The 9545-nt window shown below is 56.4% G+C and carries 5 protein-coding genes and 4 pseudogenes; 4 read left to right on the top strand and 5 right to left on the bottom strand.

All coding sequences use genetic code 11. The annotated features are described in order from the left end of the window. Nucleotides 1-447: 447 nt before the first annotated feature. From NKH73_RS32190 to NKH73_RS32175, 4 genes and pseudogenes are all read left to right on the top strand, one after another. A pseudogene (locus NKH73_RS32190) lies at nt 448-639 on the top strand (tautomerase family protein); the annotation flags it as partial. A 294-nt stretch (nt 640-933) separates the two neighbouring features. Next, entirely contained in the window at nt 934-1311 is a 378-nt protein-coding gene (locus tag NKH73_RS32185) for a SemiSWEET family sugar transporter (RefSeq protein WP_352939473.1), read from the top strand. A gap of 530 nt (nt 1312-1841) precedes the next feature. Further along, the gene (locus NKH73_RS32180) at nt 1842-3080 is read left to right on the top strand and encodes a M24 family metallopeptidase (protein WP_352939470.1); all 1239 of its coding nucleotides are present in this window, start codon (nt 1842-1844) and stop codon (nt 3078-3080) included. Nucleotides 3081-3398: 318 nt separating this feature from the next. Then, complete coding sequence (locus tag NKH73_RS32175; protein WP_352939467.1) at nt 3399-3770, top strand: response regulator; 372 nt, start codon at nt 3399-3401, stop codon at nt 3768-3770. Nucleotides 3771-4117: 347 nt separating this feature from the next. Here NKH73_RS32175 and NKH73_RS32170 read toward each other — a convergent pair whose 3' ends face one another. From NKH73_RS32170 to NKH73_RS32150, 5 genes and pseudogenes are all read right to left on the bottom strand, one after another. Next, nucleotides 4118-4294, bottom strand: coding sequence for a recombinase family protein (locus tag NKH73_RS32170; protein ID WP_352939464.1), 177 nt, complete (start codon nt 4292-4294; stop codon nt 4118-4120). A gap of 358 nt (nt 4295-4652) precedes the next feature. Then, a pseudogene (locus NKH73_RS32165) lies at nt 4653-4754 on the bottom strand (ATP-binding protein); the annotation flags it as partial. Between the two features lie 224 nt (nt 4755-4978). Then, nucleotides 4979-5850, bottom strand: a pseudogene (locus NKH73_RS32160) (IS21 family transposase); the annotation flags it as partial. Between the two features lie 624 nt (nt 5851-6474). Then, nucleotides 6475-8487 carry a CocE/NonD family hydrolase gene (locus tag NKH73_RS32155; RefSeq protein ID WP_352939458.1) on the bottom strand — a complete coding sequence of 671 codons (2013 nt, stop codon included), beginning with the start codon at nt 8485-8487 and terminating at the stop codon, nt 6475-6477. Nucleotides 8488-9207: 720 nt separating this feature from the next. Next, nucleotides 9208-9545: pseudogene (locus NKH73_RS32150) on the bottom strand (hypothetical protein); the annotation flags it as partial.

Below are 9545 nucleotides of genomic sequence, written 5' to 3'. Positions count from 1 at the left end.
GCGGGCTGTTCGCAAGCCTCCAAAAAGTCATGTGCCAAACAAGCTGAAGTCATGGCGCATCGGACAGCGGTGACGGCTTGGTGGCGATATTTTGCGAGCCTTAGATTCGCTCATGACCCCTGGTTATCCGGCGGGCCACTAATACTCATTTGAAGTGAGGCGCGCCGCTGCCTATAGCTCAGGTCCGTAGCATATTTGCGTAGCGGATCACGGCCCACATCGAGGCCAAATGTTTGACGGTTGCAGTTGGGTAATTCTGACGAAAGTCACCATGATCCAAAGAATGGAATTCGCGTTGCAGAGCGACACATCTGGCTTCCGACCGGTCCCAGCCTTGATTTGGAAGTCGTGATGCGATGTCTGGCAGCCCAGTGCAGGGTTTTGAGCGAAGGGCGCTAAGAAGGCGCTGTCAACTGCGGCCAATATCGTTTTAGATGGCAACGAAGGAGTGAAGGTATGCCGGTTATTCATGTAGAGACATTCAAGTCCGATGACGATAAGAAAGAACATTTGGCCGCTGAGATTACAAAACTATTTTGTGATAATATGAAATTAAGACCAGAGCAGGTCCATGTGGTCTTTGATGAATATGAGCCAAACAATTGGGCGACCGGGGGGAAGCTGTGGTCGAGGATCTGAAGCGACCTACTCTAAGTGACCTCCGCAGTCTGAGCTTAGTCTGTTATGTAGCGAAGGAAGCGGAAATGAACAGCCCCTAGATGTCAGACGGCGTGCTTCCTGAGGTCTTCAGGCTCGCCTGGGATGTGGCGTCTGGATGTCCTCCACCGGGGGAGCGGAACTAAGCCACTCCGACTTGGGCGGATGTCATGAGCGCAGTTGACGAGCCTGCGCCGCTCTTGCCGAGATTACCACCCGAAAGGGGTTAAACCCCGAAAGGGGTTAAACGGAAAAGCCAGCTGGCAAGCTCAAGCCATGGATTGGGTCACGGTTGTTGGTTACCTCGCAGCTTTGTGTTCGGTGACCGCTTTTACCCCGCAAGCCTGGAAAATCATCAAAACCCGGGACACGAGCAGCATTTCTGCTCTGATGTACGGCACCAACGTCTTGGGATTTGCCTTGTGGCTGACCTATGGGATTCTCAAGAATGACTGGGCGCTTATCATCACCAACGTGCTGATCCTAGCGCTTTCGGCCTTCATTCTCACCATGACACTCCTCCCTCGCGCGAAGAAGGATGCCGTTGCGGACGCTCTCGACCCTGCCTCCTCAAGCACCGAGCAGTCGGTCGGGCGGGCACGTATTGCCGATCCAGAGACAGGCGGTCGAAATGACGCGCATCGCAACCTTTGACGTAACGTCAATGGTCGGCTTCTCATGCACCAAAATTCGTCGCCGATCGTCGTCGACGACCAAGAGCGCTGATCGGCAGAAGAAACGGATGCCTTCCTAAAGGCCCAAGCGGCCTTTGCGTTTGGCGCTTTCCAGCGCGGGCCCTGGTGAAGGCCTCTACAAAAGCCTCGCCCATCCCGGATAGTCGCGCTAGCAATTTTGTTCGGACGCGTCATTAATATCGGATTGTCCAGCAAAAGTGATGAGATCTGGTATCTGGGAATGGTTGTGCCGAATGATTTGGGCCATCATCCCGCCGGTTTGGAAGTGCCAAGAAGTCATGCGGTGTGCAAGCTGAAGTTCATGGCCCGCTGGACGATAGAGGAACGGCCTCACGCAGCCTTTCGCTCCCTTGTGACTTGGTCATGACCCCTGGTTATCCGGCCGACCACTAATACTCATTTGAAGTGCGCTGCGCCGCTGCCTATAGCTTAAACCGTAGCATTCCGCGTGGCTGATCAGCAGCATAGTCGGGCATGTACGAGGGCTCTATGTCGAATTCCAAATGCGGTCCGGATCGGTTTTTGCTCAATGACGGCTGGAGCGACTTGCGGCAGTTCCGACCCATGCCGGACATCGACTTCAAAAGGCTCGATGGATATCGCAAAGAGCGGCTAAGAGCGGCGATGCGCCAAGCTGATGTCGCATTGTGTGTCCTGGTGAGCCCGATTACCATACGCTATGCTGTGGACTACAATGCATATCCGTTGTTTCAGTCGCATATCCCGGTCACCTATCTCTTTTTGCCACTTGATGGGCCGATCACTCTTCATCAGGGGATTGGCTCCGCGTCCTCTGCCGACCGGGCGAGGCAAGGAAGGCCGATTTCGTTTTTTGAGGGCGGCAACGAACTGGCGGAGGGCGCGAGGCTTTTCGCCGACGACATCGTAGGTTTCCTGAGCGAAATCGGGACCACCAATCGAAAGGTGGCGGTGGAATATGTGAACCCGAGCATAACCCAGGCCCTGCTGCAGCGAGGTCTAGAGGTAATTGATGCGGTGGACATCGTGGAGGGCGCGCGGGTCATAAAATCGGATGACGAGATAGCGTGCATCCGCTGGGCATGTGCAGTAGCCGAGCACGGCGTTGCGCGTATGCAGGAGAGCATGGGGCCTGGCGTGACGGAAGCGCAGCTTTGGGCACTTCTCAACTATACCAACCTCGCCAACCAGGGCGGCTGGCATGAGGGTCGAATGCTAGCTTCCGGGCCGCGAATTAATCCGTGGCTCCAGGAAGCCACCCAACGCGTCATCGAGGAGGGAGACCTCGTCGGGTTCGACACCGATATGGTAGGCCCATTTGGGTATTTCTGTGATGTTTCACGGACATTCTACTACGGGAAGGATCGGCCTAGCGCACGCCAGCGCCAGCTGTACCGGCTCGCCTATGACGAATTGCAGACGAACATGAAGCTTATCCGTCCGGGCCTCAGCATGAAGGATCTACAGGCGTCAGCCTGGCCGGTGCCCGAAGAATTCCAAGAGCAGGCCTACCCTTGCGTCATTCACGGGGTCGGTATGTGCGATGAATATCCGCAAGTTAAACCGATATTCCGTGGTCCAATTGCTTACGACTCGACCCTCGAAGCAGGCATGGTGATATGCGTTGAAAGCTATATTGGTGCTGTCGCTGAAAAAGACGGTGTAAAGCTCGAGGAGCAGCTCCTTGTGACCGCCGACGGGTATGAGTTGTTATCAAATTACCCGTTTGAAGAGCGTCTCTTGGACTAGGGGTCGGGCTCCTCATGATTCATGGATTGCACATTGCATATAGATCAACGGAATGAATGAGCGGGTAGTCCGCGATAGCTTGCCGATCTTGCAGAGGAAGGAAGCAAAGTCGTCGACTTCCGCAAATCCGGAGAGCAGGAGATCACCTATACAGCAGACAAATGGGGAAGCAGTAGACCATTTAATTCAGGCTCCGTGGCGGAAGGCGCTCACGGCAGGCACCGATCAGGAGGCCGTTTCCGAAAGCCGGCAATCCGGTTGACTGAGCGGCAGGCAGTCGTCATTGGCGTCCCGGCCGGCATGTTTAGAGGAAATCCCGTGGGAAGTTCCAAACTGCGCAACTGCATCATTTTGATCGCAGAGGACGACTATACGCTTGCGTCCGACCTGAGGGACGCCTTTGTCAAGGTTAGCGCAAGCGTCATCCACCTGTCCTATACTATCGAGGACACTCTCGATGTCATCATGTCCTCATCGCCAATAGACGGCGCTGTCCTAAGTGTGAACTTACAAGGCGAGGCAACTTTCGTTGCGGCTGAGCACCTATTGCGCCGCCAAATACCATTCCTATTCCTCGAGAGTCTGAATAGCTCGGATATTCCTCCCAGTTTCAGAACCGTTGATCGCTTCAGAAAGTCAATTGATGTCGGTCATCTGACCAAGGCGCTGGGTGCGATGATCTCGGCGTGAAAACTCTTGGACCTCAGATACTGCCCTCGGGATGTCTCGGCCCGTGACACGGGTAGCCTTTACGGCCATATCCGCAATACCTCACGGTGGCCCGGGCGGTTCTTGGCGAGATCGACCCGGATATACGGCCTTCGGCAGCGCAGCGACGCACTCGCACTTTTATACATACTCCATTGTCAAGTTATGGTTACCTGACATTTTTGGCAAACAAGAATTTGATAGGAATTGAGACGCCATGTCAGACAATTGCCCCACTCCTGTTGAAGAGCTTGAGGCAGCCCTGTTGGCTTTAATCGTGTGCATTCTGTTCCTTGTATTGCTGCTGGTTTTAGGTCCGATGGTTGGAGTTATCGAGACGTAAGATATCTCAAATTTAAAATTAACTGGACCTTCGAGGTTGCGCGGTGCGAACCTGGACCTTGGCGGACCGCATTTATTCGGCGCCGGCCGTAGACATATGCGCCGGCATAGGCTGGGTTGTGCAAAATATGATGGACATGGGCGATGGTGGCGTCTCGCCACACCAACTCATGGGGCGCGGGCCGCTACGCGGCCGCACCGGTACGCGTAGGTCATGCGTGCGCAGGTAAAGCATAACGCGTCGCGCGGTCTTAAGCTCTCTAAATTTGTCGAAGATTAAACGCTGCCGAGCCTGAACTCTTTATCAGGATTGACCACGATTTGGCCGGAGCGGTTGTAGGTCAAGCACCTGGCAGCGGTATGCGAAGCTCGCCCCCGCGCAGCCTTCTGCCGCTCCCCTTGATGCAGGCGGATGCGATTTGGTGCAGCTCCGCTTCACTCATGATCCCCGAGAGCCCTACCAGTAGCCGGTCGTGATTGGCGCAGGGATCGTAGAGGCGCTCGCTATCGCCGATAATAACGTGCCTTGTGGCCGAGCGCGAAGGCCAGCCAGCTTTTCCCGACGCCAGCTGGTCCGATTAGGATCAGGCTGTGGCGCTTCGAGGCCAGAGCGCGAGCCGCCAGACTACCCAAGCATGGTGGCAATGTCGCGAACCCTTATACCGTCCGCGCTTACCGAAGCAGTTGTCTCAATTGTCTCATGGTCAGCCTTCTTCTCTTCGGCATGCATCTCTCCTCTACCGTCGAGGAAATGCATGCTCAGGTTGCTGACCCAAAGGCACTATCGAGGCTTCAAAACTGTCCGGTTTTTGATCGGAATGCCATCCGGTAAATCGTCGGAATCCGCAGTCGAAGCGTTCGGCATAGGGAATGAAGCTGGCCCGCTCCTCTTCGAACACCTCCCAGACCGTGCGCTCGCCCTGTTCGGGATGCCGGTGTGCCTTGGCGTAGCTGACAACTTGTCGGCCAGCCGCCGTTCAGGTCCTCCAACGTCTTGAAGCGCAGCCTCGGCGTAAAGAAGCGCTCCCGCACCAGCCCGACCTGGTTCTCGACTTGCCCCTTCTCCCAACCGACGCCGGCGTGCAGGCCCCCGGCTCGACAAGGTAATGCCCGCACATCTGCGCAAAGCGGCGGTTGTAGCGGCGATCCCTGCCGATGAAGATCGCGTCCACAGCCGTCTTCATATTATCGTAGATACCGCGCGTGCACGCTCCGCGGAAGAAGACGAACGCCCCCATCATGGGCGTCAAACATCATCTCTGCTTCTCGCGGGGATAGCGGTCACCGTCACGCCGTCCAGCAGGACAACCTCGTGGCTCCAGTCGAACGCCTCGCCAGGCGCGAAGCTCAGCGGAATGTAGGCTTCGGCCGCGGCGGCGCCGCGTTGCTCATTCCAATCCTGCGCGTACCGCCACACAGAAATGTAGCTGCCGTCATAGCCGAGGCCGCGAAGCTCCTCGAAGATCCGGATCAGCGTCAGCCGCTCACGCTGCGATTTGGCCGCGTTTGCCCACAGCAGCCGGTCCACCTTCTCACGCCAGGCTCCCATGCGGGGAAAGGGCTGATGCTTCCGCTTGTAGCTGAACTCCGTCTCGTCCGATCGCAGCACCTTGCGCACCACCTTCCGGGAGATCTTCAACTCCCGGCAGATCGCCTTGATCGACTTCCCCTGCACCAGCGACAGCCGGCGTATCTTTGCAATCGTCTCCACAACCAACATCCAAAACACAAATGCCTCCGATCAAACCGGAGGCATCTTGATGACCCCACGTTAAGGGATCCCGTTTGGACGAAAAGTACCCCTCAAACGGGGTCCTCATTCCATGAAAAATCACACTTTGCGTCATCCAAGCGTGCACGCAGACAGCGGTGGGGGTTAGGTCCTTCTCAAACCCGATGGCGGATGAGCTGCAAAAACCGTATCCTGCGTTCGAACGGCGCCCTGCCGGCGGGGAGGTTAACCGGCAGGGCGCGCCGCGCAAAGTCGCGGCCGCGTGGCGGCCGGACATCGGCGGCCGGTCAAGGGTTCGGAACAGCAGGCCGAAGAAACGTCCAACGTTCCGAAAATAGACGAACGTGACGGTTTCCGTTAGCCGCAGCATTCGTGTCGATCTACTCCACTTCTTTCCGTCCCCCCGAACAACACTGTCAAAACCCTGCGACGCCAAGTCCGAGCAGCGTGGGAACTGTGAGCGCACGCCCTCCTGAAAAGCGCGGTGTCGGCGACACACCGCCTAGTTTCAAACGAAAGACGCGGCGCGCGAGCGCCGGGTGATGACGCAGATGTGACGGCGATCCTTCGTCATTTTCGGCGGTACTCTTCCACCATCCAAGATAAAGGGCATCAGACCAGCATACGTTGGATTGTGCGATCCCAAGTCTTGGCGAACACTTCGGTATCGTTTTCGAAGGCCTTAATCTCACCCAGGAACAAAAAATTGTCTTTGGTCGAGCTAAAACATAGGCGGCTCTCGATGCGGCAGTCCCAATCGCCGCGTTTGTACGACGTTATGTATCGTGCGTCGCTCTTAGCGCTAGTGGGGTCGTGATCAAGTATTTCCTTTATCTCGCATTCTGTCGACCACAACTCGGTGCCAGTCGAATCAATCCTGTATTTCCCACTGCCGCTTGTGTTTCGTATCGTAAGTTTGCCCGTTGCGGCATCCCATTCAGAGTCTCTGGTTGGCTTCGGGGCTTCTTGTAAAATGGTCCGTCCGGAGGTCGGTTCTGGTACAAAGGCCGGGCCAAAAGGTTTTAATTCCCTGTCTTTCGCTCTTGGCGGTCGTACCGGCAGCTCGAGCTCGGACCGACCGGCGTACAGCGTCAGGGTCACAGGCTCTGGTGACGGCCAGTAAGCCGGCCAATGTGAAGTCGCCACGGTGACACGGATGCGCTTGCCCGCTTCGAAAACATGGGCGCAGTCCTGCAGTACCAAACGGATGCGATAGCGTTTGCCGGGCTCTAGCGATTGAGGAAACTCGTCACTGTCCCGGTGAGTCAGATTCAAGACGTTATAAGCCACTCGCTTTGAACGGCCATCCGGATCGACTTCATTGAGTGTGACGGCCAGGAACGCAACCGGCTTATCGACCGCCAGATCGAGGGTGACTACCGGTCCGCCGAGAATCTCGAAACCGGCCTCGAGCGGCTTGGAATTGAACGTTAGTGAGCGGGCGTCATCAATTTGCTGATCCATAGGGGCTTCCTCGGCGCTCCTCCACCACCATCCAGGCGCCGTTATGCCGACCGTCTGCAAAGGGGTGAGAACACGTACCGTTTCAGCACCGGGATTGTTCTCCAGCCCATGTTCGATGAGGTAGAATTTGCGTGACCTGATGCGCGAGGAAGGCCAGCTTTCCTCGGCCACCCAGCGGCCGGGAATCTCCCATTGGTCGGGAGTCTGGTGCGTGCGCATTGCCGGTTCTTGCTGCATCCAGACCCGGTACATCGGCTCGTCCATGATGCCGGTATCGATATCCTTTAGCCAATAATCCCACCAGCGTAGCGACTCAGTAAGCCAATCTATCGCAGGCCCCGGCCCAGGACCGTCAGCGTTTGGATATTGGTGACCCCATGGCCCGACAAGTCCCTTGCGCGGACATTTGAGGTTGGCGAGCATGCGTGGAACCGTACGCCGGTACGCATCGAACCAACCAGTTACCGCATAGACGGGACATTGAATGGCACCATAGTCTTCGCTGATCGACCCCTGCTTCCAGAAAGCATCGCGGTGCTGATGGGTAAGCCAGTTCGCTGTATAGAAGTCCAAGTTGTTGAGGCGATCCATCCACATGTCGCGCCAACGGTCGCCAACGATTGCCGGATCGGGAGGGCGTGCACAAGACGCGGGGTAAAAGAGACCCCATGCAGTCCCGATCGCATCCTCCATGATCATGCCACCGGTGTAGGGTGTATCATCAGCATAGCGGTCGTCTGTTGAGCAAACCGTGATGATCGCCTTGAGTTCAGGTGGACGGCGGGCAGCCATCTGCAGTGCGCTGAAACCGCCCCAGGAAATCCCAAAGAGTCCGACCTTTCCCGTACACCAGGGCTGCTTGGCCAGCCAGGCAATGATCTCGACGCCGTCGTCCTGCTCCTGCTTAACCCACTCGTCCATCGGCAGGCCTTCGGAATCCCCAGACCCACGAATGTCCGGCCGCACACAAGCATATCCAAAGGAGGCGAGGTAGGGGTGGAAGGTTTCTTCATGAAGGCGCCTGCTGTCGCGCTTGCGGTAGGGGATATATTCCATGAGCACTGGCACCGGATTATGCTCGGCATCGTCCGGCAGCCATACGCGCGCGGCAATCTTGGTACCATCGGACATCGGAATCCAGATGTTCTCGATTTCACGCACCCTGCGTGGACCTGTTCGCGCCTTTGCCGGTGAGATTTGGGGTCCAGCCGCCGTCGGGACCGGTGCGTCTCCAGGGACCACTGTGCTCACTCCCCCAAGAACCGCGCGTCGAGTTACCGAGATGTTATTGTTGTCCTTGTTATTTCTCATGCAGCTCCCTACTCTCAGTAACGGAAAGCACTTCAAAGCTCATCTGCTTTGAAGATGAACCGACTACCTTAAGGCCGCAGTTCCCTGGCCGGGGTCATTTGCTGAAGCGGTGTTCTTCAAGTCACGCTAGCGACACGGGAGCAACAAAAGCAACGGACCAAAAAGTTATGTGCCGGGGGACTGAAGGTTATGGGACGAGGTGGGTTTGTCAGTGGAGGTAGGCGAATATCCTTGGTCAATGGGTGAAGCGACCATTCCCCTCCGGTATCAGAATTGCCGCCAATGCTCAAAGCAGCCTTGCCACTATCGTCGCCAAACTCGGCTTCGATCCTCGGTGCCACGACGGATCTTATTTTATCCCTGCAAAGACAGGCGGTCGCCGTTTGGTCCAAGGGATTGCCTGTTCCAAATCCCTTGCGATGCGGACAAGGGTCGCCTCATCGGCGAAGCGGCCAACGATCTGAACCCCGATCGGCAGTCTTTCGGTGCTGGAGAAGAGCGGCAATGATGCTGACGGGTGACCAGTCAAACTAAATATGGCCACATACTGGATAAGAGCAGTGTCCAAAGTCAGAATCTCGTCAACCGACATGTTGACGAAGGTATCATGTGGAGGAGTTTTTGCACTGCCTTGCCAACATCGAACCGGATCTTCCGCGCGAATTCGAAAATCTTCTCCGCGTAGGCTAGAGGGAGCTCTTTGGCCCTCTTGTAAATTTCAAGATTGAAAGGTTCGAGCGTCGTCTCATCGACTTTCCGGCCAAGGAGGCTCGCAGCCTCATCGAGCCTGACGCTACCCAGATAGTAATGTCCTACAAGAAAATCGTACCTCTCCGGCGAGGGCCGCCTTGCGGGAGCATGGCCCGGTAGCGAAGCTGCGCTCTTAAGGCGTCCTTTCGAGCGCAGTT

The organism is Mesorhizobium sp. M0938 (genome assembly GCF_040319125.1).
GTDB classification, from domain to species: Bacteria; Pseudomonadota; Alphaproteobacteria; order Rhizobiales; family Rhizobiaceae; genus Mesorhizobium; species Mesorhizobium robiniae.
Note: the sequence above shows the minus strand (reverse complement) of the source record. Positions and strands in the feature narration are given on the sequence as shown.